Origin of the sequence: Robinsoniella sp. RHS, from assembly GCF_001029355.1 — a bacterium.
Lineage (GTDB): Bacteria > Bacillota > Clostridia > Lachnospirales > Lachnospiraceae > Robinsoniella > Robinsoniella peoriensis.
The window spans coordinates 45,810-70,459 of record NZ_JNGB01000038.1 but is presented as its reverse complement, the minus strand read 5'-3'; the positions used below and the strand labels follow the sequence as shown (position 1 = coordinate 70,459).

Here is a 24,650-nt window from a genome sequence, read left to right as displayed (position 1 = left end):
CGCTTTCTATTTTTCCAGGAAACGAAGCAGATCTTCATACTGTGCTTCCATCTGTTCATATCCATGACGGTAGAAATCATTGAGTACTTTCTTGTCGCTCTCTACTCTGGAGACTGTTTTCCCCTGAGGGCGCACAACAAATATTTTTCCTTCTTCCTCCCATTTTTCAACTTGTGCCAAAATCCTGTTATAATGGTAGGGACGAAGGCAGATTGCCCGTACCAGCTCCGGATATTTCTTAAAATATGCCGCATAAAAATGCATGCTTTTCTTAGACATTGTTTTCCGGTAACCTTTATTTCTGGTGAGAATTACAACATTTTTCTTATTTCCGATCTGCAGTGAATGCAAAATGGGAATGGAATCAGCCAGACCACCATCCAGGTACGGCACACCGTCGATCTCTACCATGGGTGAAACGATAGGAAGGCTGCTTGACGCTCTGCATAGCATCATCAGCCTTGCCCCATCTTTCTTTTCACTTAAATATTCCGCCTTGCCTGTGAGACAATTTGTAACGACGATTTCACAAGACATGTCTGATGCAAAGAATGTATCAAAATCAAAGGGATGATACTCAGAAGGATCCTTTTCAAACAAAAGCTCCATATTAAAGAGACTTTTGTTCTTTAAGAACCCCTTGATACTGATCAATTTTTCATTATCGTTGCTTCTTACAATACAGTCTTTGGTTCGGCCAATCTGCTTTGATACATAATCAACCGCATTGCAGGAACCTGCGGATACACCAATGACGTGGGGAATATAACATTCCTTCTCCATAAGATAATCTAATGCCCCTGAACTAAATACCCCTCTGACAGATCCCCCTTCTAATATAATTGCCGAATTTTTCATTCTTACCTCCATTCACTCATTCGTACTCCCGTTTCCAGTCAAATGTAGGATGACACCCTGCCTGTTCAGGCACAGGTATCATCCCGAATCACTCTATATCTGCCTGTATGTACTGAGAAACATCTCCAGTTTATTCATTGCATCTTCTAAAATTTCCATTTTAGGCAGATACACTATGCGGAAATGATCCGGCTGCTGCCAGTTAAATCCTCCGCCATGTACCAGGAGTACTTTTTCTTTTCTAAGAAAATCCAGGGCAAATTGTTCATCATCACTGATGTTAAATTTTTTCACATCCAGTTTCGGGAAAATATAGAAAGCTGCTTTTGGCTTTAATGCCGATACTCCTGGTATGTTATTTAAAGCTTTATATATAAACTCTCTCTGTTCATAGATTCTGCCTCCCGGAAGAAGCATCTGGTCAATTCCCTGTGCATTTGTCAGAGCCGTCTCAATGATTGCCTGAGCCGGTACATTAGAGCAAAGACGCATGGAGGACAGCATATTCAGCCCTTCGATATACCCTTTCACTCCTGTTTTATCACCGCTTAAGCACATCCATCCTGCACGATACCCCGCTACCTTATGGGATTTAGACAAACCGTTCATGGTTATACAGAACAGATCCGGTGCCAGAGAAGCTATGGATACATGTTCCTGTCCATCCATCACCAGTCTGTCATAAATCTCATCTGCAAAAATAATCAGACTGTGTTCTCTCGCAATGTCTACAATCTGCCGGAGTACTTCAACCGGATACAATGCTCCTGTGGGATTATTGGGATTGATTACAACAATGCCCTTGGTTTTGTCTGTTATCTTTTTCCGGATATCTTCCATGTCCGGATACCAGTCCGACTGTTCGTCGCACAGATAATGAACCGGATGCCCTCCTGCCAGGTTCGCTGCTGCTGTCCACAGCGGATAATCCGGTGACGGCATCAGAATTTCATCTCCGTCATTTAAAAGCCCCTGCATTACCATAACGATTAATTCGCTTACGCCATTGCCGGTATATATATCATTCATACCTACATCCGGTATATTTTTCTTTTTACAATAGTCCATAATTGCTTTTCTTGCACTGATAATTCCTTTTGAATCAGAATATCCTTCCGTATTACGCAGATTAGCCATCATATTCTGAATTACATCATCCGGTGCTTCAAATCCGAAGGGTGCCGGATTGCCTATATTTAATTTCAGAATGTCGATGCCCTGTTCCTCCATGCGGCCTGCCTCATCAACAACCGGACCTCTTACATCATAGCATACGTTATCTAATTTACTGGATTTCTCAAATGTTCTCATATGAACTCCCCTTTCTTTGTCATAGTATATACCAAAGTTCCAAAACCTACAACTGAAAATTTATTTTGGTTCCGGATTCCCGTTTCTCAGTTTCTCGCTAAATGTGTGCCCTAAAGTAACTTTGCCAACGTGGCATACATCCCCTGTCATCATAACTCTGCCATCTTCACAGATTTCTATTTCCAGGGTCCCTCCGGGCATATGCACATAACACTTAGGATCAGTCAAACCCATTTTAAATGCCGCTCCCGCTGCCGCACAGCAGCTGCTTCCGGACGCCAGTGTATAACCGGCACCTCTTTCATAAATCTCGATCGCAATATTGGTCCGATCCATCACTTTCATAATCAGGGTATTTATCCTGTTGGGGAAATATGGCGCCGCTTCGCTGAAACGCCCGATATGGCAGACCAATTCTTTTGAAATCTCTTCCATAAGAATAATACAATGGGGATTCCCGATGGATACGCAGGTTACCAGATAAGGTGTATCCCGGAATGTCATTTCCTCATTGACAACCTCCCGGCGCTCTCCTGCCACTGGTATTTCGTCACTCCAGAACGACAGTGTACCCATAGAAATTTTAAGACGGCTCCCTTCTTCATTTAAATAGTAAGCCTCAATCTCCCCGCCAAGGGTTTTAAAAATCACATGGTTCTTCTGGATATATCCTGCATCCTTTAAGTATTTAGCAAAAATGCGTACACCATTTCCGCTTTTTTCTGCTTCGCTTCCATCCGGATTAAAAATACGTACCTGAATACTTTTACCGTCAAAAACAGGCCCCATCAATATTCCATCCGATCCTATGCCGAAGTTGCGGTGACAAATCAGTTTTATGTTCTCTTCATTCAGACATAATTCGTTTTTGTTGGGGTCGAAAACCAGATAATCATTACCAAGCCCATGATATTTTTCTAATATAACATTCATTTCTGATACCTCCATTTAAAATTATAATAACTGAAAATTTTATCTACTAAATCCATATGCACTCCCAGATTTCCACAGTACCAGAGCGTGTTTGAAAATTGTGCCTCATCTTACTCTCATTATATCCAGCAGGATTTTAAATTAATATAGAGATAATGCTTCCTATATTGCAAAAAATGCTATATAATGTACACCATAAGATATTACAGACCGATACAGTCATCAGAGGATGACAGACGGGAGATTCTATGTCGGATTATGAAAAAAGAGGTTATCTGGATAGCGAATTCCGCCTGTTCCATTTGACAGATAAGAAGGAGCAGGACTTCCAATTCCATTACCATGACTTTGATAAAATTATTATTTTTATTAACGGAAATGTGGATTATATAATAGAGGGTAAATCCTACCACCTGAAACCTTATGATATTATACTAGTAAACCATAGCGAAATTCACAAACCCAATATTGACCATCAGGTTCCTTATGAGCGTATCATTGTTTATCTGTCTCCAGGTTTTATACACTCTTACAAAACAGATGCTTACGATTTAAGCGAATGTTTTCACCGTTCCAGAAAAAGCCACTCCAATGTTTTGCGCATACATTCCCTGGAAAAAAGTATCCTCTTCCATGCCATCATGAATCTGGAAAATGCTTTTTCAGACAGCGGATATGCAAATGAACTTTACCGGCAGGTACTATTTCTGGAATTTATGATTCATTTAAACAGAGCCGTCTGCGAAAATCATCTGGATTACCTTATAACAAATACCTGCAATGAAAAAATTATTGATATTCTGGATTATATTAACGCCCATCTCTCCGAAATTCTAAGCATAGATGCACTGGCAAACCGTTTTTATATCAGCAAATACCATATGATGCGTTTATTTAAGGAACACACCGGTTATTCTGTGGGCAGTTACATTAACCACAAACGCCTTTTATGTGCCAAAGAAATGCTGACTCTCGGCTATCCGGTTACGCAGATATGCTATGACTGCGGCTTTAAAGACTACTCCACTTTTTCCAGAGCTTTTCGAAAACTGTTTGGGTGTTCTCCTTCTGCATTAAAAGAATCTAAGCATTAAAAGAATCTAAGCCTTAATATATCTAATTCTACTGGCAGTCTGAAAACAAATCGTGTATAATATGGAAAAGCCTTTCTTACAGTAAACGTTCAGATATAGGGGGGAAACCATATGCTCAAAGCTTCTTTGTTCAGGATCAAAAATGTTTCCATTAAAAAAATGTTCCTGATATGCCTTCTTACTTTTATCATATGCCCCCTTGTTTTAATTGCATTGCTGATGAACCAAGAGATGTCTCAGATCATCAGCAGCCAAACACATGAAAACCGTTTGGAGATCCTAAAGCAATCTCAAAAAAACATCAGTGGTGTATTAAGCGAAATTGACCGAATCTCTGTTTCTCTTCTTAGCAATGATTCATTGCAGGAATATTGCGGTACCTATTTAAATGCAGAAAACCCCAGAGAGAATTCTGCTGAATTTTCTTTACGGCAGCAGCAATTAAAAGATCATATCATTCGTTTTACCAACGAACTTGCAGTCTCAAAATCTTATATCCATTCTATATCAGTAACAAGCGATAGTGAAATCATCATACAATACGGAGGTTTTGTTGACCCCCAGGATACCCGTTATTTTGAAAATGCCATTGCCCAAAAGGGCAGAGGCTATTGGACACCGGTTTATCAGATCGATTATGGCTATGAAAGCAAGTTTAATGTTCCTGTTGTTTCCTACATACGATGCGTAAACGATTTAAATGCATTCCGTACTCTCGCGATAGAAAAAATCACAATGAAAGAGCAGACACTCCGCTCCATTTATGCGGTCAAAAATGAAAACCATTATGAAGATGATTTACTTTTTATCATAAATGATACCGGCGAAATAATTTCAGCTGATGACAAAGAATTGCTGAATACAAAAATTTCGGATTATACCCAAATGGAAGATAACATGGAGGCGGATAACGGATATTTTAAAATCAGCAGTACAACCGGCAGTAAGTCCATCTTCTATTCCAACATCGAAAATACCCCGTGGAAGCTTATTCAGGTGATTTCCCGCAAAACCATGGACCTGCCAAAGGTTATGATAAACCAGATCATTATCATTTCTATTTTATTATGTATTTTATTCAGTATCCTTTTTACTTTTATCCAAAACAAATATGTCATAAAGCCCATTGTCCGCTTATCGAAAGAAATGAAAAAAATAGAGGGCGGTGATTTTGAGGTATCACTTCCCATCTTATCAGAAAACGAAACCGGAATGCTTACCGTACAATTTCTAAATATGGCAAAAGAACTAAAATATCTGTTTGAAACTGTTTATCAGGCAGAAATAAAAGAAAGAGAAGCCGAACTGATGGCCCTTCAAATGCAGATTAACCCGCATTTTCTTTACAATACTCTGGATGCGATCTACTGGCTTGCCTACAAAAACAAAGATTATCAGGTTGGCATGCAGATTGAGGCACTTGCAAATATGTTCCGTCACACACTGAACAGCGGCAATGAACTCACTACCATTCAGGAGGAGCTGCTGCATCTGCAAAATTATATGCAGATACAGAAAATCCGGCTGGGCGAACGTATTACTCTGGAAATTCATACCAGGCCTGAATTTGAATACTGTCAGACGCTGAAGTTAATACTCCAGCCTCTGGTTGAAAATGCCGTTATTCACGGACTGGAAGCGAAAAAAGAAGGCGGAGTCATAAAAGTTACTGTTGAACGCATTGGTGATAATATGAGGTATACCATCGTGGATAACGGCCTGGGCACCGATGAAAGTGCAATCAGAGATGCATTAAACTCCCCACAGGCCGATACTGTACAATGTCTGGCACTAAAGAATATACATGACAGGCTGAGAATCAAATATGGAGCAGGATACGGCCTGGAGTTCTATAGTACTGTCAGCCAGGGAACCCGGGTTGAGGTTCTCTTCCCTTATAAATAAAATACCTCTCATTTCTTATTAGCGAAAGGGCGGCAGACGCACCCCCATCCCTATTCGTTTATGTCCGCAGGCGTCAGCGGTGAAATGGAGATTTATATGAAATTATTAATAGTAGATGATGAAATTCAAATCAGAGAAGGAATGAAAGACGGGATCGACTGGGCGAATCTGGGTATCCAAAAGGTGGATGACGCAGATGGTTACAATGCCTGGCATCTGTTTCAAAAAGAAAGATACGAAATTGTACTGTTGGATATCCGTATGCCTGGGATGGACGGAATCGAACCCAGCAGACGGATTATGGATCTGCAGCCAGAAACCCGGATAATGATATTAAGTGGTTATTCAGATTTTAAATATGCTCAGTCTGCCATTCAGATAGGCGTTGTAAACTATGAGCTAAAACCGGTGAACGCAGATAAAGTTATTGATTTTGTACGTCAGTCCGTACAGACATTCGAGCTGAATAATATAAGAAATCTGCAGCACCAGCAATATCAGAAACTTTCCAAAAACAACCTGATTAAAAAGTTACTGTCCGGCAGCGAAAGTCCGGAGGATGCGTTAAAGTTTAAAGAATATTTCGGATTTTCTTTATCTGACCCGGTCTGTTGCATACTGGCTGAAACAGACGGAGACTTTCAGGGTGCCCCGACTCCTTAAAAGCATTATATCATTCTGTTCTGCTGGGCTTTATATCAACTGTTTTCGCAATCCTGTTGGGGTTGATTGTTGCATTTATGATTTATAAACTGCGAAAGCCAGAAGGCTCATTTTTAAGGCTGGTGTTCTTCACCCCTATCATGCTGCCCACGGCTATTGTTGGGCTGCTGTTTACCTTTGTTTTTAACAGCGACATGGGTATCCTGAATCAGCTGTTAAGAGCAGTTGGCGCCGGCAGTATGGCAACAGCATGGCTGGAGAACAAGGGAACTGCCATGATCTGCATTGCCATTGTAAGCGGATGGAAGCTCTTTGGCGTGACCATGATGCTGGGATACACGGCTATTCAGAATATCCCAAGTTCATTAATCGAATCCAGCTATCTGGACGGTGCAGGTTATTTAAAACAAATCCGCTATATCATACTTCCTCTGATCAAGCCTACAATCCAGTTAGCAGCTATCTTTTCTCTGACTACGGCATTTCGTACTTATGATCTTGTCTGGGCAATGACAATGGGGGGACCCGGAAACCTGACCACTACCGTTCCCATAGAAATGATCAAACGGTCCTTTGTATACAATGAATTTGGCTACTCTGCTGCCACCGGCTGCATCCTTACCGTTGTAGTACTGATCTTCATCTTTATTACCAATAAACTTCTGGGGGGTGAAAGTTATGAATACTAATGCCGGACAGTATAAATTCAAACATCCGGACCGGAAGATTAAATGGATATGCAGAATATTTACCTACCTGCTGGTCATGATATCGGTATATCCCGTTATCTTCGTAGTCATTACATCCTTCAAATCAGATGAAGAATTTTATAAAAATATCTGGGGCTTTGCCGCTAACCCACAATTTTCAAATTATTGGACAGCATGGACAACCGGACATATTGGAGGCGGTCTGCTGACCAGTGCCATAGTAACCGTAATTTCACTGCTGATTATTTTAGTCGCAGGGACACTAGGCGGATACGCACTGGCGAGACTTAAGGTTCCATTTGGGAAAATCATTTTATTACTTTTAATTATCACCTTTATGCTGCCTTCCGAAGCGGTTATCATGCCATTATATCTAATGCTGTCGAAACTGAAATTAAACAGTTATGTGATGCTGATACTCCCCTACATCGGCTGGAACATCCCCATGACCATAACCATCATGCGAAATTTCTTTTTAAGTATGCCGCAGGAATTAATTGAAGCATCCCGTATAGACGGCTGCTCAGAATTGAAATCCCTGCTCCAAATAAGTATTCCGTTAATGAAGCCGGCTATATCGGTATCCGCAATTTTTGCATTTGTTGGAATCTGGGGTGACTTATTCTGGGCTCAGATTGCGCTTTCTACTACTTCCTCACTGAAAACCCTGACCATGAGTGCACTTAGTTTTCAGGGACAGTATAATACCTCCTGGGGACCTATGAGTGCAGCGATCTGCATAACAATTATACCGCTGATCGTATTCTTCCTGTTCGTACAGAAGTATTTTGTTCAGGGAATAACAGGCGGCGCAGTAAAAGGGTAAGTAAGGAGGCATTATCTCACAAAAACAGGGAGCCGGCCATCTGCGTCTGGACGGAGTCCATCCATCACCGGCAGGACATGAACTCATTTCCCTACAATGGATGAAATATGCTAAGATAAATAACAATATAAATAACAAATAATAAAAAACTTCATGAACCGCCGGCGGGGAGCCGACATATGGTTCATGAAGTTTTTTCAAATGTATCGAATATTAAAAATCAAACAATGACAACTGGTTGGACTCCGGAAGTTCTCCCATCAGTCCCAGATCATCCATTAGATCAATAACCGTCTTACTGACCTTCGTACGCTGTCTGAAATCATCCTTGGACAGGAACGGACCATTTTTGGCAGCTTCTACTACTGCATCCGCCGCTTTATCCCCCAGACCTTCTATGGTACTCAGGGAGGGCATCAGTTTGCCGTCTATGATCTGAAAACGGTGCGCCTGTGCCCGGTAAAGATCAACCGGCATAAATTGAAATCCTCTTGCATACATTTCCTGCACATTTTTCATGTCTTTATACGTATCCTGTTCCTTTTTGGACAGTGTGTCGTATTTCTTTTTGTACTCGGACATGTAATGCTCCAGTTTCTCCCTTCCCTGGCACATCAGCTCATAACTGAATGCTGATGCACGGATACTGAAATACGCCGCATAATATGCCAGCGGATAAAACACCTTACAGTAAGCAATTCGATATGCCATCATGACATATGCCGCCGCATGGGCTTTCGGGAACATGTATTTGATCTTCTTACAGGACCAGATATACCAGTCCGGAACATCATGCTTAATCATTTCCTCTTCCATTTCGGGCTTTAGTCCTTTTCCTTTACGCACACTCTCCATGATTGTAAAAGACAGCTCACTTTCCAGTCCCATATTGATCAGATAAGTCATGATATCATCACGGGTACAGATTGCTGTTGAAATCGTTGCTTTCCCTTCCTGGATCAATGCCTGGGCATTCCCCAGCCACACGTCGGTACCATGAGACAGACCGGAAATACGTACCAGGTCAGAGAAGGTCTTCGGCTTCGTATCACAGAGCATCTGGATAACAAAATCCGTTCCAAACTCGGGAATTCCAAGGGCACCAAGTGGACACCCGCCGATATCTTCCGGTGAAATGCCAAGGGCTCTGGTGCTGCTGAACAGGGACATTACCTCCTGGTCATCCAGCGGAATCTCCTTGGCATCCAGCCCGGTGAGATCTTCCAGCATTCGTATCATGGTGGGATCGTCGTGTCCCAGTATATCCAGTTTCAATAGGTTATGGTCAATGGAATGATAGTCAAAATGGGTAGTAATGATATCTGTTGTCTGGTCATTTGCGGGATGCTGCACCGGGGTAAATGAATAGATCTCTTCACCAAGAGGCAGTACAATGATACCTCCCGGATGCTGTCCCGTGGTTCTCCGAACGCCTACGCATCCCTGCACGATACGTCCGATTTCACAGTTTCTCTTCCTCTGCCCCCGTTCCTCGTAGTAGTTCTTCACATAGCCGAAGGCTGTTTTCTCCGCAAGGGTACCAATTGTTCCGGCTCGAAAAGTCTGTCCTTTTCCAAATATAACCTCCGTGTAACGATGGGCATTTCCCTGATAGTCACCGGAGAAATTAAGATCAATATCCGGTTCCTTATTACCTTTGAATCCAAGGAATGTCTCAAAAGGAATATCAAATCCTTCTTTCTTTAACATTGCCCCGCATTTCGGGCATACCATATCAGGCATATCACATCCGGCACCACCCACATAAGGCTTCACTGCATCCGAGTCAAAATCGCTGTAATGGCATTCTTCGCAATAATAATGGGGCCTTAACGGATTTACTTCTGTAATACCCGCCATGGTGGCAACAAAGGATGATCCAACCGACCCCCTTGAACCTACCAGATATCCGTCTTCATTGGATTTCCATACCAGTTTCTGGGCAATGATATACATAACGGCAAATCCATTACTGATAATGGATTTCAGCTCTCTCTCTAACCGCTCGGATACGACTTCCGGCAAGTCTTCCCCATAGATTTCATGTGCTCTGTTATAGCAGATCTCACGCAGGGTTGAATCCGAATCCTCAATAACCGGCGGACATTTATCCGGTCTTACCGGTGCAATCTTTTCACACATATCTGCGATTTTATTTGTATTTGTTATAACTACTTCTTCCGCCTTTTCACTTCCCAGATAAGCGAATTCTTCCAGCATCTCTTCTGTGGTGCGCAGATACAGCGGTGCCTGGTCATCCGCATCTTTGAATCCTTTTCCCGCCATAATGATTCTGCGGTAAACTTCGTCTGCCGGATCCAGAAAGTGTACGTCACAGGTAGCTACTACCAGTTTGTGAAACTGTTCACCTAGTTTAACAATTCGGCGGTTAATTTCCATTAATTCTTCCTGGGTACTGATATCTATCTTATCACTGTGGATCATAAACTGATTGTTCCCAAGTGGCTGAATCTCCAGATAATCGTAAAATTCCACCAGCCTTGCAATATCTTTCCGGGACTTATTGTTTAAAACCGCCTGATACAGTTCTCCTGCTTCACATGCCGATCCGATCAGCAGCCCTTCCCGGTGCTCGATAAAAGCACTCTTAGGTATTCTGGGCCGGCGGCTGTAATAATCCAGATGGGAATAAGAAATCAGCTTGTACAGATTTACCCTGCCCGTATTATTCGTAGCCAGTATAATCGCATGGTAAGTATTTAGTTTTTTTACCTGGGCCGGCGTTGTCTTGCCAATGGAATTAACTCCGTTTAAGTCATTCAGCCCGCGCTCTCTTAACATTTCCACAAATTTCACAAAAATCTCAGCCGTACAACCTGCATCATCTACCGCTCTGTGATGGTTTTCCAGCGATATATGAAGTGCTTTCGCCACCGTATCCAGTTTGTAACGGTTTAACTGTGGAAGCAGTATTCTCGCAAGGGCTACCGTGTCCACGCTGGTAAATTCTTTCTCAATGCCAAGCCTTCTGCAGTTCTCTTCTATGAAACTCATATCAAAAGAAGCATTGTGGGCAACCATTACCGCATCCTGGACAAATTCCAGAAACTCCGGCAGTATTTCTTCGATCGTCCTTGCAGGAAGCACCATGTTATCATTAATTCCAGTCAGTTCTTCAATCCTAAATGGAATGGGAACCTGAGGATTGACAAATGCAGAAAACCGATCCCTGATGACTCCATCTACAACTTTAACTGCACCTATTTCTATAATCCGGTTGCTCACAGGGCTGAAACCGGTTGTCTCCAGGTCAAAAACCACATAGGTACCGTCCAGGCTCTGGCCTTTGGAGTTTACCACCAGTTCCTGTAAATCATCCACCAGATACGCTTCTACCCCATAGATTACTTTAAAGGGGCAGGGTACCCGCTTTAATTCATCTTTGGTAATATCCGGATGGTCTTTCTGATACTGTGCCTTAAATTCACGGTCGATATCTTCAATGACATGATTGGCATCCGGAAAAGCCTGTACATCACCATGGTCTGTAATGGCTATGGCTTTATGTCCCCATTTATAAGCACGTTTTACAATATCTTTTGCTTCAGAAACACCATCCATATCACTCATTTTTGTGTGGCAGTGGAGTTCCACCCTTTTTTCCGGATAGGTATCCATCCGGCTGGTGCGGAAATCCGAAATTTTCTTAATTCCCACAATCGATCCGATCGTTAACTGGCTGTCAAAACGGTCTATGGTGGTAACACCTTTCATTTTTACAAATGCACCCTTTTTTACACCTGCTAAAATTTCCGGCACCTGGTCATTTCGTGCAAACATTTTTACTACAATGGTATCCGTATAATCTGTTACTTCTAAAATCAGGATTGTTTTTTCATTACGGATTTCTCTTGTTTCCAGATTCTGAATCTGCCCCCGGATAACAACCTCTCCCATCTCTTCGATAATCTGATCGATGGTAATCGACTCTTCCTCAAAGTCCCTTCCGTAAATCACATCCGGATTATCCGACTTCTTATAGCCACCCCGGTAACTGTCACCGCCCTTGCTAAATCCGCCTTTTTTAAACTCTCCCGGTTTCTTTGCTCCGCCATTTCCCTGGTTTGCCGAAGTTTTCTCCTGGTTATTTTTCACTTGCCCGTTCTCTTTTTGAGGAGCCTTGGATACAGCATTTGCCTGTTCCGTCTGATCCGGCCCTGCTTCTCCTGCACCTCCCTGGATTTCCTCTTCATCCCCATTCTCCGGCTGCTTTACTGCCACATTTTTCATAATGGCTTCTACTTCCTGCCGGATACGGATTTCACTGTTCTTCCTGGCTTTACTTTCCACAGGGTCTTTCATCTCTGTCTGAATCTTCAGAGACAAGCCGCAGCGTTCACAGAATATCTTTTCCAGGACTCTTACCAGTTCCTCTGATTTTCCTTCCGCCACTACAGAGTTTTCCATCGTGAGCTTCATAGTATCTTCCGCCGGAAACTCACAGGATGCCTGCCGGAACAGATTGTATTCAAAAATGCTGTAGTCTTTTAATTCCAGCAGTATGCTGTCCTTATATATAGGCAGCAGCTTCTCCGGTGTATACTGCTGGGACAGACTAAACCGTTCTATAATTTTGATGGTGATGGGCATCGCTAAAAAGAGCTGGCTTTTTATTGCCTGCTCCACTTCGTTAATATATTTTTTATGAATTAATTTTTCACTCTTTAGATAAACCCGCATAAAATCCTTTGCCGAAGTGACAGATACCTTAGGTACTGTCACCTGGGCAAAAAGGCTTTGTATATTTTCACTTATTTCTAAAGATGGAAATACATCAAAAAACAGCTTTTCCACACTATTCACTCCAGTTTACCAATTCTTCTCTCAATGCATGAAGCAGCTGATCTTCCGGAATCTTCCGAATAATTTCACCTTTTTTGATCAGCAGTCCCTCGCCTTTTCCGCCTGCAATTCCGATATCCGCTTCTTTTGCCTCACCCGGTCCGTTTACCACACATCCCATTACTGCAACTTTTATATTCAGCGGAATATCTTCTACCATATTCTCTACTTTATTGGCAAGACCGATCAGATCGATCTGGGTTCTGCCACAGGTAGGACAGGAAACTACTTCGATCCCTCCCTTTTTCAATCCCAGGGTCCTTAAAATCAGTTTCGCAGATTTAATTTCTTCCAATGGATCACCGGTCAAAGATACTCTTATCGTATCGCCGATTCCCTGTGACAAAATAATGCCAAGACCTACTGCGGATTTAATATTTCCGGAAAGCACCGTACCGGATTCCGTAATTCCCACATGAAGAGGATAATTCGTTTCTTTTGCAATAAGCTCATGGGCTTTTGCGCACATCATTACATCAGACGATTTGATACTGATTACCAGGTTGTCGTAACCCAGTTCCTCAATGATACGGACTTTGTCCAGGGCACTCTCTACAATTCCTTCCGCCGTAACACCATGGTATTTTTCGACCAGTTCCTTTTCTAAAGACCCGCTGTTTACCCCTACACGGATGGGAATTCCAAGTTCCTTTGCCTTCTCTACTACGGCGCGGATGCGGTCACCGCCTCCGATATTCCCCGGATTAATCCGAATCTTATCTGCTCCATATTCCATTGCCGCAATGGCGAGCTTGTAATCAAAATGTATGTCTGCCACCAGAGGGATGGTAATTTCTTTTTTTATCTCCGCAAGAGCTTCTGCGGCTTCCATTGTTGGTACGGCACAGCGGATAATATCACACCCTGCTGCGGTTAATTTTTGAATCTGTGCCACGGTAGCTTTCACATCTTCCGTTTTTGTATTTGTCATAGACTGAATTAAAATAGGATTCCCGCCGCCAATAACCCGGTTCCCTATCTGTATTACTTTTGTATGTTCTCTGTGCATCATATCCTCCTATGCCGCATTTTAAACGGCTATGTTATATACACTGTTAAGGTCATTGATGTTAATTATAACTGATATGAAAAGACATGACAAGATGTAAAAGATAGGGTGATGTAAATCAGTGTAACAGAAAAGTGTCCTAGAGCGCATAAAATCAGCTTAGATTTGGGTTTAGCTGAGGAAGTGGACGCTTTGTAGATATAGGTAGTGTTCGGAAAGAGAAGGGGACGGACCATGGCAGCTTGTTTCTTCATTCTACTACATATATTTTTGATTACAGCACTACAGCCAGTTAGGTCTATGAATAGGAAAGGCTGCATCTAAAAACGAACAGCCCGTCACAGCCCAAGGGTCTCCACCAGGCTGAGAAAACCAGCTTTGTGGCGACAACCTGGATCTCGGAAAGATGGGAGTGGGAAACTTGTATGGACGGAGGAAGCGTAGAGCAGAGCTGAGTATTCGCTCTAAAGCAGCACTTCCCTGGTCTCATACCCCTCCAGCTGCGCATTCACTACCCCAAACTCCGTGCTGATACTGGTAATCTGACTCTTCTCACTGTTATTAATGATTACCAGTACCTTGCTCTCCGGGTAATACGCACATTCTGTATACGGATTGGCAGTGACATAATCCGGAATCAATTCCTGGTTTGTTCCATAAAGCAGAAGATTTAAGAACAGTCTCGTATTTTCCAGGCTGTAACGGAAGGATGACAGATAGATACCTTTTCCCTTGCCAAAATCACGTATGGTCAGCGCAGGTACTTTATTTTCTTCAGCCAGCACCCTGTTCTTGCCGTCGGTTAAATAAATCTGACTCTCGCCGGGGATATTAAAGCCGGCAGGAAGAAGACCTTCTATCTTTTCTATGTGATACTCCCACTTTCCATGGCATACTCTTGCCCCCTTATCTTTATCCACTCCTAAGATTTCGGACATGCGGAAAAATGTATCGAAACCCTCCACTGCCGACGGTTCCCGGATTCCAATCAGGGTTCCGCCATGATAAACCCATTTTGTGATCTGTTCAACTACTCTTGCGTCTTTCCAGGCATCGCCGCCGCTCCATGCGCTCCCGGCTTTTCCGGCATTGATCAGAACCTGTACGTCGTCTAACGCTCCGTTTTTAATATCTTCAAAATCCAGGAAGGTTACTTCAACCGGCAAACCCGACAGTGCTTCAATCACATGTATGAGATCGTGTTGTTCTGTCTCATGGAAATGCCCGGAAAGTGTCCAGGACCGAAGCCTGCCCCAGCTATGAAGAACTGCCACTGTGCATTTTAAATGATATACCGGTCCTTCTTCATGTAGTTTTCGGATTCTGCGAAACTCTTTTGTTATCTGCTCTACATAGTCACAAAATTCCGGATAGCCTTCTGTTAAATGCAGATATCCGCCCAAACCGATTCTTTCAATCGGTACGCGAAGGAGGGCGCGCCGTATTTGATTCCAGTATTTTTTCGCTTCCAGGGCGGGATCTCCATCTCCGCTAAAAGTCGGAGCTCCCCCAAGCCCTACCGGAAACAGATATGGATGCAGCCGCAGTTCGTGAGTGACTGACTTTACCCCTGCACATAATCTGGCTTCATATCCAGAGAATACACACTTAATCAATCCGTCAAATCCAAATTCATGAAATCTTTTCCCATAGGGCTCCAGGCCAACCCAGCTGTCATCATAAAAAACATATGCCTGTTTGCCATGGCGGTGTACGATATCTACCAGTTCTTTTCCAAAATGAATAACAAAATCATTGATGAAATTCATGTAATCCAGTTTTCTTGCATTTGGCGGCATATGGGTCACCTGATATGCACCTTTGTTCACAAAATCCTCTGCGCACAGTTGATATCCGTACTTAGATGCAAATTGCTGCAATGCAAGAGGACTGACTGTAAAATCATAAGACCCCCAGTCTGTGAACAGCGAACGGTTTCTCTCACTGCTGCCCCAGATCCATGCAAAATTATAAAACAAAGAGGTAAACCGCACAACGGTAGTATCCGGATGAGCGGCACACCAGTCTTCCATCCATTGCAGCAGGTACTCCCTGGTTTCCACATACCGGGGATCTACAGGCATTAAATGTTCCTTATTCCAGCCATTGGTAACATGATTATACATGGATATTTCTTCCCAAATGCGGTATGCCAGAAAACTAACCGTATATTTATGATAGGGAACCGCATTTTGAATGGTGAGATTCCCGGCTTCTTTCTCATAGGTCCACAGCCTTCTGGAGACTTCCATGTTGGAGGTACGGTCAAAGACCTGCCAAAACTGCATCGATTCCGGACTGTCATTCACCGAAAACTGTCCCTGGGAAAAATCACTCATGAGATGAAAGGTTACAAACGGTTCCACTGCCGTCTTGGGATTTGTGACTAAAAAGGACTGCTGCAGCTTATCCATATGATTTTTTGCCCACTCATTATGGTCACGAATGATACAAATAGTAGAATAGATTCCATAACCGGCATTTAAAATCGTATCCGACAAGGCGGTTCCGTCACTGTCCCTGATCACATCAGCCCCCCATTTCTTTGCCAGCTTCAATGTCAATTCTTCATACCCGGATTCTCCCGGTAAGGTGAAGCCCCCTGTTAATTCTGCTGTCATTATATGTCCTCCTATTCTAATTTCCATGATGATGCAATGACACGTAAAGCCTTTTACATATATCTGCAGCATTTTTTCTGGATATAAGATTATTAAAATCTGCTTCTTCTGCCGCAATTCCAATTTCACAGGCTGCCTGTATCTCTTCTTCTGCCCAGGATGCCACATTGATCCGGTACTTTTTCTGCACAACCGGCAGGTACTTCCTGCATTTATAACCGGTCATTGCGATGCACAGGAATTCCTGCAAGGTGATCTCTTTAGCGGGAAAAATTTTCTTCTCCATTACCATAGTGTTTGGAATCATTCCATTTTGGGCAGCACATTCCACCGTTCCCGCATACCACTCATGCCCCACTACATCCTCAAACATATCGTTATATACATTAATGGGAAAGAAATTCATTGTCTGAATGACCATATCCATTGCTTCAGCTCTTGTAAGCCACTCTTCCGGTCTTTTCAGATCCTGAAACACAATGGGACATGCGGTGGGATTATCCATTCCATCCATATTTGAGGGTGGAGCCGGCAGATTGGTTTTTCTTGATATCTTCCACTCATCCGTATATTCCGGGATGGAATCATGAGCGCTTTGCTGCCCCGGAAGACAAAGCTGTTCCGATAATTCTGCTGCCACAAAACCAGCCATTTTATATGCCCCGTAATCATTGCTGTGGGTGAAATCACCGGGGAAATAATAAAATTTCGCTCCTTCCAGTCCCTGTCGGATTACAAACTCTTTACTTTTACCGTGTAAATCCAGAACCGGAACATTCAGCGTTTTTCCAATCTCTTTACAGACACACGCATAGGGAAGCAGCATATCATTATAAGTACCATCCGCACCTCTCCAGGAATTTCTTGCCAATGGAGTTACCAAAATGGGATATGCTTCTTTTTCTCTGATCTCTTCGATATACGTAATCAGATTTTCCCGGTAGCCTTCCTCTGCCCTGAGGTGGTTCAGTTTCTGATCATTATGTCCAAACTGGAACAGGCAGTAATCCCCTTTTTGAATGTGATCTAAAATAATCTGATAATGGCCTTCGCTGCGAAAACTTTCTGTTGTCAGTCCGGAATGGGCATGATTGGAAACTGCTGCTTTACCATCTATAAAAGCCGGAAGCATCTGCCCCCATCCACAATAACTGGTACCCGGCGCATAGGGATACTCCGCGCTCTGGTCCGTTACAGTAGAATCCCCTGCTATATAAATAACCGGACTTTCTACAGGATATATAGCGACATTTGTCAGTCTTGGCTCTTTTCCTATAATGGTAATAGCTGCACTGTAATCCTGATAAGCCGCCACCTGGCCTCTTGGAATAATATCACTGATATTTAATAAAAATTCTGTTTCCAATACCTCACCCGCCGACAGTCTTCCCCGATAAAAAAGCTTTCTTCTTCCGAGAAAAATAAGCAGTTCCTCTTCTTCCACTGCCGCTGTAAGTTTCAGCCGTACTTTGTAATTTCCGCTTAGGGGAACATCTGCTTTAAAGGAAAGCGGAATCCTTCTGCTGCCATCTGCACAAAGTTCATTTACGATGCATAACGAATCTGCATAACAGCCGGACACATCCTGCGTGATCCGGGTTATATCCTTTTCCCGATACCAGTAAAATGTGTCAAATCCGGTATTTAATTCCGGAATCTGCAGCAAAGGATCCTCCCGCCTGTTTGCTTCTGTCAGAAATCCCCATGTTTTCTCCTTCGTATAGAGATCTTCCGGAGTTACCTGCTGTGCTCCCGCCCCGGCTGCTCCCGGTGCAAAGGTAAATTCATTGCACAAACAGTCTTTCTTATTATGATGTCCCGTCTTATAATGCCCCGTCGCTTCGACAATTTTCATAGTCTAACACCCCCGTCAGAAATGCCAGTGCAAGCCCCTGTCCCCAGCCTTGTATCCAGTCTCTGGATATATTGCAATAGCCGTCACGGTCTTTCATAACCGCAGTTCCTCCGGATACATTTAATACCCTTCCATCGGGACTGATATTATTTAATACGCCCTGCAGTGCTTTGTTAATGTATTTCAGATGCAGTGGATTCCCCTTTTCCAGCATTGCCGATGCAATTCCGCAGGACACTGAAATTTCTTCATAGGATTCTTCATCATCCAGTATTGTCCTCCACAGACCATTTTCAGTCTGCAAAAGCTTGATTGCTGCCAGCTGTTCATTCAATGAGCCCACAATATCCAGAAACTGCGGATACAGATAACATTCCGGCAGGTATTTTCCTACCTGGGACATGGTATATGCCGCCCATGCATTTGCTCTCCCCCAGTAAAAACCTGACATATGGTCTTTGGTAATATTGTTATATCCGTGATACCAGAGGCCTGTATCCATGTTCTGCAGATATTTAATATGCCAGTAATACTGGTTCAATGCATCTGCAATCATCTCTTCTTCTTTTAATTTCACCCCTACCCGGAGCAGAAAAAATGCCGCCATAAACAGTGTATCTGCCCATGCCTGCTCCGGAAAATCATTATTTACAGAAACGGTATGCTGTAAAACCCGATCCGCAAACCGTCTTGCATCACTGCGCAGATATTCTGCTCCTCTCATCACAAGATCCCAGTATTTCTCTTCACCGGTTGCTTCATATAAAGTAATCAGGCAATGCCCCATTGCACAGGTATTGACCGTCCATTTAGGTACCCCAAGTTCTATGTATTCATCAATCCGTTCCTTTAATAAATCCAGATATTCTTCCTTTTTTGTGAATTCATATGCTTTGCTGATTCCATAATAAGCAACCCCGCACGGCCAGTCCCAGGGCATATCCATACGCATCGTACGTGCCACAATCTGATCAATTGCCTCTTCCACCTGTTTTTTATTATACACCAATCCTGCCATATCCATCCTTCTTTCTGCTTTAAAAGGCCGCTGCAGGCTTTTACCCTGCAACAGCCATCCATTTTTTCACGCTTTTTTATTTGTAAGACCCTTCATCTAACAGCTCCTGCTTCTCATCCAGAATTTCCTGATATCCTGCATCCAGATATTCTTCACAAGCAGCCTTATATTTCTCATCAAATTCTTCAGGACTTGAAGTAACCATATCTACATAAACTTCCTGCCACAGGGCGCTCAGATCGGATGCATACTCACTGGAGCTCTCTACCGGTTTTGTAAAAATCGTATTGATTAATCCATATTGTTCAATCTTCTTGGTGTAGTCATAAGACTGCTGGATCAGATCTTCATATCCTGCCGGTGCAAGAGTCTTCATATTTGCTTTTAAATTTTTCTGTTCATCGCCATAACTTGCAACTTCTGCAACCAGACACCAGTAATCTTTATTATTATTGTTAGAAAGTTTGGATTCTCCGTTATAATCAGCTGCCGGTACTGCGATACCATCTTCATCCAGCGTATAATTCTGTCCTTCCACACCATTTTGCAGGTAGAACAAATTATCATCCTGAATCATCCAGTCTAAGAACATCCAGATTGCCGCCCTCTGCTCTTCTGTGGTCTTGGAATTCATACCCATAACCATTCCATAAGACGGATATTCATAATAATATGGTTTGCTGTCTTTAGGTGCAAAAGCTGCCGGATCTAAAACAGCTACTTTTGCATTTGGATCATTGGTTGTTAAACTGTTAATTACGTCTGTTGTATTGGTCATATAGAAGCCATAAGTTCCTGTTTTACCGGAAACAAAATCGCCAACCACGTCAGGCTCTTCTTTTTTCAGATAAAATTCTGCATCAATGAGCCCCGCATTATATTCTTTGTTCAAAGTTCTAAGATAATTTTCAGTTGGCTTCCAGGTTAGTGCAGGCACATTCAGATCGGAGTATAAGGCTAACTCTGTCTGATCAACCGTTTCCCCACGAAATGCATAATCATAAGTAAAGCTCTTATTTACAAGCCTGTCACCCAGGGTTCCAAGTCCTGCATCCTTCCATGCCTGAGCAACTGCCTCCAGTTCTTCACGGTTTGTGGGCATCTCCATCTTTACCTGATCCAGCCAGTCCTGTCGGATGAGGGTTACCCAGTTATAATAGATCGCGTCCCTGTCTGCGAAGAAAAATATATTTTCTCCATTCATTTCTCCGTAGTCCCGGATGGTGTCCCCTAATTTTTCGGAATAGGTGGGCGCATAATAAGCAATTTCGTCCAGATCCAGCGGCTGCATGGCACCTTCATTATAATAGCTGACTGCCTGAGGCATATCGTAGTGGAAAATAATATCCGGTGCGCTGCCGGCTGCTATCATCTGCATATAGTCCGTTACTTCCGTTGTCCTTCCGATTGCCACATATTGCACATCCACATTATATTTGTCCCCAAATTCAGACTGAATCCACTTTGTATAATAGTTATTCGTTGGATCCCATCCCTCGAATCCCCTGTCATAAACCGGAATCTTAATCGTTACTTTCTCCGGAAATCCTTTGGAATAATCGGTATATTCACCTTTCGCAGCCTCTGAACCGGCATCTGATCCGTTTTCTGATCCTTTATTTGTATCTGCCTCATTGGAACCGGCTTCGGTCTTCTGATCTGTCTTTGCATCGGTAGCCGCTGTTTTTTCACCGCCGCATCCGGTGATGGTTCCTAATATCATAGTTCCTGCCAATGTTAGCGCTGCCGCTTTTTGCATTTTTCTTTTCATACTCATTCCTCCTGGTTTTTCTTAATTAAATGTTTATATAGTATCGAGTTTCCTCAATGACCTATCCTTTTACGGCTCCGATCATGGTTCCCTGTACGAAATACTTCTGTACGAAGGGATAAATGCAGATAATCGGAATGGTTGCAAACATAATGCAGGCTGCCTGTAATACTTCCGGATTGGTCATTAATCCGGTAGACCCGCCTTCTGATTTGAAGGATTCAGATGCAGATACAATAAGATAATATAATTTTAACTGCAATGGTCTTAAATCCGTTCTCTGTTTAATATAGAATAATGCATCCTGATAAGCATTCCATCTTCCCACTGCATAAAACAGCGCAATGGTTGCATTAATAGGTTTTGACAAGGGTACAACAATGCTCCAAAGTATCCTGACATGTCCGGCACCATCCAGTACCGCCGATTCCACCAGGCTGTCCGGTATGGAGGACTGGAAGAAATTCTTCATAATCAAAAGATTATATGCCGAAAAGGACAGCGGCAAAATCATACACCACCAGGTATCCAGCATATGAAGATTATTCATAAGCAGATATTCCGGAATAGTACCTCCTGCAAAATACATGGTGAACATGCACAGGAAACTCATAACCTTTCTTCCCTTCAGTTCCTTTCTGGTCAATGCATACGCGGCGCAGATGGTCAAAAACATTCCGATGACGGTAAATGTGACCGTTACTACCACGGATACGAACAGTGAACGGATAATGGAAGAATCTGCAAACACCTTCGCATATGCATTTAGATTTATTCCTTTAGGAAGAAGAAATATTTTGTTTGCCGATACGTATGCTTCCGCGCTGATGGATTTAGCAAAAATATGTATAAAGGGTAACACACACGTTAATGAAGATATGGCTAAAATAATATAAAATATGGTATTCCAGGTTACATTCGAAACCCTCGTTTTAAGTCCTTCCCTTTTGCGGGGCAGGGCTGCTGCTGTCTGACTCATATAACTTTCCTCCTTTAAATTAATCCGTCTTCACCCAGCCGTTTTGCAATAAAATCTGCCCCGAGAACCAGCAGAAGTCCAATCACCGACTGGAATAAGCCAAGTGCCGTAGCTTCACTGAATTTATTATTCTCGATACCCCATCGGTAAACCAGTACCGGAATTGTAGTTGTGTATTCCGTTACTTTGGCATTGGACATTGCGAAAATACGTTCAAATGATCCTCCCATTACCTTACCCAGATTCATAATCAAAAGTGTTACGATGGTGCCCCGGATACAGGGCAGGGTAACGTGAAGGCATTGTTTAAACCGCCCCGCGCCATCTACTTTTGCTGCCTCATATAATTCCGGACTGACACTGGTAATCGATGCCAGGTAAATAATCGTTCCCCATCCCATGGACTGCCATACCCCGATCGCAATGTAAGTAATGAGCCACTGGGTGTCTTCCTGTAAGAAGGGAATTCTGTGAGCTCCCACATTTTCTAAAATCGTATTAATGACACCGCTGTTCAGGCTGAATAACTGGTATCCCACCGCTCCAATGATGATCCAGGATAAAAAATGCGGCAGATATAATAAAGTCTGTGTTACTTTTTTGAAATATTTATTTCGGATTTCATTTAAAATCAAAGCAAGTATGATCGGCATTGGAAAGCCAAAAATCAAATCCAGAATATTCAGATACAGCGTATTAAACACTGCTTTTCCAAAATCCCTTTTCGCAAAAATCTTCTGAAAAACTTCCATTCCAACCCATTCACTGCCGGAAAATCCTTTGGCAACTTTGTAATCTTTAAATGCGATAAACAGCCCAAAATAGGAACCAAATTTAAAGATTAGTATGAAAAGCATTGGTAATAACATTAACAAATATAACTGCCAGTCTTTCTTAAAATAGTACAGCATTCCGTTTTTCCTGCCGGGCACCACAAGTGCCGTTTTCTGATTCTTCTGCTTTGCCGACACACTCATTTGACTCACTCTCCTATTCACAAATTTGTTCTTCTCTACATGGTTATAATTATACAAAAGAACAAAACCATCTTCTCAGCATACAAAAGCCAAATCTATGCATTTTCAACCATTTATTTAAAAATTATGTCTACTTTTGTCTAAACTTATTTAGAATAAATTTCTTTATCATTCTTTTTTCTATAACCAACTATAGATTTTCCATTTAAAATCTAACTTTTTTGTGCATTTATACATTTAAGAAGATTTTTCTTTTTAAATTATGGTTGAAATATTAACTGTTTATAATGTATAATAGTTTTAATTTATCAAGAATAGGAGTGTGCATAATGTCTAAGCAAGCAAAAACAATTATTGAATACCGCAATTATGAACTGCCGGAAAACTTTCCAATTCTGCTGCTGACGGGTGACCGCTGGCATATCTCAGACATCAAGTCAGGAAGGCTTCATTTCCATAATTGCCTGGAGATCGGGCTCTGCCACTCCGAAAGTGGATTTATGGAATTCGAAGATACGCCATTTTCTTTCCAGGCAGATGATGTTACCATTGTGGCATGCGATATTCCCCACACTACATACAGCTCCCCCGGAACTGCCAGCAGATGGTCCTATCTCTTTGTAGATGTGGAAGAATTCCTCCATCCCTTTTTTCCTATCGATGCCCTTCCCCATGCACAGATCTTAACTGACCTGATTCATAATTTCCGCAGAATCATGCACAAAGATGATTATCCCCATATTTTCTATCTTGTCAACAGCATGATTTCTGAAATGCAGGAGAAGAAAATGAATTACCAGGTCAGTGTCCGGGGATTATTTGTTGCTCTTATAACTGAATTAATGCGGCTGCGTTCGGATTCTGCTTCCAGTCAGGAATTTCAGGCACCGGAAAACATGCTGGTGATCGCCCCTGCACTGGACTACATTAAGACAAATTATATGAATTCCTTTTCCATTGACTATCTCGCAGACCTATGCCACCTAAGCCCTACACACTTTCGCCGGCTGTTTCATGCTATTATGGATACCAGCCCGCTTGAATTTATCAATACCACACGAATACTAAAAGCCAGTTCCATGCTGCGTACCACGGAATATTCGATACTGACCATTTCCGAGCGGGTAGGTTTCCACTCTATTTCCAGCTTTAACAGGCATTTTTCCGCACTTTTAGGTATTTCTCCGAAAGAATGGCGCAAGAAGATGTCTGTTCTTAAAAATCAGTCGGTTCTGGAATATACGGGATGGATGTAAG

General features: G+C 42.5%; 17 protein-coding genes. 6 read left to right on the top strand and 11 right to left on the bottom strand.

The features are described 5' to 3' along the window. Positions 1 to 6: 6 nt before the first annotated feature. The 3 genes from RHS_RS16980 to dapF form a co-directional block, all read right to left on the bottom strand. Complete coding sequence (locus tag RHS_RS16980) at positions 7 to 858, bottom strand: patatin family protein (protein WP_027296597.1); 852 nt, start codon at positions 856 to 858, stop codon at positions 7 to 9. 93 nt (positions 859 to 951) lie between these two features. Then, the gene (locus RHS_RS16975; RefSeq protein ID WP_027296596.1) at positions 952 to 2,169 is read right to left on the bottom strand and encodes an aminotransferase class I/II-fold pyridoxal phosphate-dependent enzyme; all 1,218 of its coding nucleotides are present in this window, start codon (positions 2,167 to 2,169) and stop codon (positions 952 to 954) included. A 60-nt stretch (positions 2,170 to 2,229) separates the two neighbouring features. Beyond that, the gene (gene dapF / locus RHS_RS16970) at positions 2,230 to 3,102 is read right to left on the bottom strand and encodes a diaminopimelate epimerase (RefSeq protein WP_044296478.1); all 873 of its coding nucleotides are present in this window, start codon (positions 3,100 to 3,102) and stop codon (positions 2,230 to 2,232) included. 248 nt (positions 3,103 to 3,350) lie between these two features. Here dapF and RHS_RS16965 point away from each other — a divergent pair, with 248 nt between their 5' ends. The 5 genes from RHS_RS16965 (at position 3,351) to RHS_RS16945 (ending at position 8,300) form a co-directional block, all read left to right on the top strand. Continuing rightward, positions 3,351 to 4,196, top strand: a complete 846-nt coding sequence (locus tag RHS_RS16965; protein ID WP_027296594.1) for an AraC family transcriptional regulator — start codon at positions 3,351 to 3,353, stop codon at positions 4,194 to 4,196. A 111-nt stretch (positions 4,197 to 4,307) separates the two neighbouring features. Further along, entirely contained in the window at positions 4,308 to 6,101 is a 1,794-nt protein-coding gene (locus RHS_RS16960) for a sensor histidine kinase (RefSeq protein ID WP_027296593.1), read from the top strand. A gap of 96 nt (positions 6,102 to 6,197) precedes the next feature. Beyond that, complete coding sequence (locus RHS_RS16955) at positions 6,198 to 6,764, top strand: response regulator (protein ID WP_395022748.1); 567 nt, start codon at positions 6,198 to 6,200, stop codon at positions 6,762 to 6,764. Positions 6,765 to 6,820: 56 nt separating this feature from the next. Further along, on the top strand, positions 6,821 to 7,453 hold the full coding sequence (locus tag RHS_RS16950; protein WP_395022746.1) for a carbohydrate ABC transporter permease: 633 nt from the start codon (positions 6,821 to 6,823) through the stop codon (positions 7,451 to 7,453). Beyond that, positions 7,443 to 8,300, top strand: coding sequence for a carbohydrate ABC transporter permease (locus tag RHS_RS16945; RefSeq protein WP_052430955.1), 858 nt, complete (start codon positions 7,443 to 7,445; stop codon positions 8,298 to 8,300). The genes RHS_RS16950 and RHS_RS16945 overlap by 11 nt, the downstream gene beginning before the upstream one ends. A gap of 213 nt (positions 8,301 to 8,513) precedes the next feature. On the opposite strand, the gene RHS_RS16940 is transcribed toward RHS_RS16945, so the two are convergent. The 8 genes from RHS_RS16940 to RHS_RS16905 form a co-directional block, all read right to left on the bottom strand. After that, positions 8,514 to 13,115, bottom strand: a complete 4,602-nt coding sequence (locus RHS_RS16940) for a PolC-type DNA polymerase III (protein WP_047833838.1) — start codon at positions 13,113 to 13,115, stop codon at positions 8,514 to 8,516. Between the two features lies 1 nt (position 13,116). After that, complete coding sequence (ispG, locus tag RHS_RS16935; protein ID WP_027296587.1) at positions 13,117 to 14,172, bottom strand: flavodoxin-dependent (E)-4-hydroxy-3-methylbut-2-enyl-diphosphate synthase; 1,056 nt, start codon at positions 14,170 to 14,172, stop codon at positions 13,117 to 13,119. A gap of 464 nt (positions 14,173 to 14,636) precedes the next feature. Next, complete coding sequence (gnpA, locus tag RHS_RS16930; protein ID WP_027296585.1) at positions 14,637 to 16,793, bottom strand: 1,3-beta-galactosyl-N-acetylhexosamine phosphorylase; 2,157 nt, start codon at positions 16,791 to 16,793, stop codon at positions 14,637 to 14,639. Between the two features lie 16 nt (positions 16,794 to 16,809). Beyond that, complete coding sequence (locus RHS_RS31250) at positions 16,810 to 18,648, bottom strand: rhamnogalacturonan acetylesterase (RefSeq protein ID WP_070041489.1); 1,839 nt, start codon at positions 18,646 to 18,648, stop codon at positions 16,810 to 16,812. Further along, positions 18,617 to 19,666 carry a glycoside hydrolase family 88 protein gene (locus RHS_RS16920; protein ID WP_047833849.1) on the bottom strand — a complete coding sequence of 350 codons (1,050 nt, stop codon included), beginning with the start codon at positions 19,664 to 19,666 and terminating at the stop codon, positions 18,617 to 18,619. Before RHS_RS16920 ends, RHS_RS31250 begins: the two co-directional genes overlap by 32 nt. A 76-nt stretch (positions 19,667 to 19,742) precedes the next feature. Continuing rightward, positions 19,743 to 21,437, bottom strand: coding sequence for an ABC transporter substrate-binding protein (locus RHS_RS16915; RefSeq protein WP_047833837.1), 1,695 nt, complete (start codon positions 21,435 to 21,437; stop codon positions 19,743 to 19,745). 61 nt (positions 21,438 to 21,498) lie between these two features. Beyond that, a complete protein-coding gene (locus RHS_RS16910; protein WP_044289740.1) occupies positions 21,499 to 22,416 on the bottom strand; it encodes a carbohydrate ABC transporter permease in 918 nt (305 codons plus the stop codon). 14 nt (positions 22,417 to 22,430) lie between these two features. Next, complete coding sequence (locus RHS_RS16905) at positions 22,431 to 23,393, bottom strand: sugar ABC transporter permease (RefSeq protein ID WP_047833836.1); 963 nt, start codon at positions 23,391 to 23,393, stop codon at positions 22,431 to 22,433. Between the two features lie 329 nt (positions 23,394 to 23,722). Here RHS_RS16905 and RHS_RS16900 point away from each other — a divergent pair, with 329 nt between their 5' ends. Further along, on the top strand, positions 23,723 to 24,649 hold the full coding sequence (locus RHS_RS16900; protein WP_027296580.1) for a helix-turn-helix domain-containing protein: 927 nt from the start codon (positions 23,723 to 23,725) through the stop codon (positions 24,647 to 24,649). The last annotated feature ends 1 nt before the right edge of the window (position 24,650 follow it).

Bases quoted from the DNA above. Each gene is read 5' to 3' on its own strand.
- RHS_RS16980 (WP_027296597.1), bottom strand. From the start codon at position 858: ATGAAAAATTCGGCAATTATATTAGAAGGGGGATCTGTCAGAGGGGTA.
- RHS_RS16975 (WP_027296596.1), bottom strand. From the start codon at position 2,169: ATGAGAACATTTGAGAAATCCAGTAAATTAGATAACGTATGCTATGAT.
- dapF (WP_044296478.1), bottom strand. From the start codon at position 3,102: ATGAATGTTATATTAGAAAAATATCATGGGCTTGGTAATGATTATCTG.
- RHS_RS16965 (WP_027296594.1), top strand. From the start codon at position 3,351: ATGTCGGATTATGAAAAAAGAGGTTATCTGGATAGCGAATTCCGCCTG.
- RHS_RS16960 (WP_027296593.1), top strand. From the start codon at position 4,308: ATGCTCAAAGCTTCTTTGTTCAGGATCAAAAATGTTTCCATTAAAAAA.
- RHS_RS16955 (WP_395022748.1), top strand. From the start codon at position 6,198: ATGAAATTATTAATAGTAGATGATGAAATTCAAATCAGAGAAGGAATG.
- RHS_RS16945 (WP_052430955.1), top strand. From the start codon at position 7,443: ATGAATACTAATGCCGGACAGTATAAATTCAAACATCCGGACCGGAAG.
- ispG (WP_027296587.1), bottom strand. From the start codon at position 14,172: ATGCACAGAGAACATACAAAAGTAATACAGATAGGGAACCGGGTTATT.
- gnpA (WP_027296585.1), bottom strand. From the start codon at position 16,793: ATGACAGCAGAATTAACAGGGGGCTTCACCTTACCGGGAGAATCCGGG.
- RHS_RS31250 (WP_070041489.1), bottom strand. From the start codon at position 18,648: ATGAAAATTGTCGAAGCGACGGGGCATTATAAGACGGGACATCATAAT.
- RHS_RS16920 (WP_047833849.1), bottom strand. From the start codon at position 19,666: ATGGCAGGATTGGTGTATAATAAAAAACAGGTGGAAGAGGCAATTGAT.
- RHS_RS16915 (WP_047833837.1), bottom strand. From the start codon at position 21,437: ATGAAAAGAAAAATGCAAAAAGCGGCAGCGCTAACATTGGCAGGAACT.
- RHS_RS16910 (WP_044289740.1), bottom strand. From the start codon at position 22,416: ATGAGTCAGACAGCAGCAGCCCTGCCCCGCAAAAGGGAAGGACTTAAA.
- RHS_RS16905 (WP_047833836.1), bottom strand. From the start codon at position 23,393: ATGAGTGTGTCGGCAAAGCAGAAGAATCAGAAAACGGCACTTGTGGTG.
- RHS_RS16900 (WP_027296580.1), top strand. From the start codon at position 23,723: ATGTCTAAGCAAGCAAAAACAATTATTGAATACCGCAATTATGAACTG.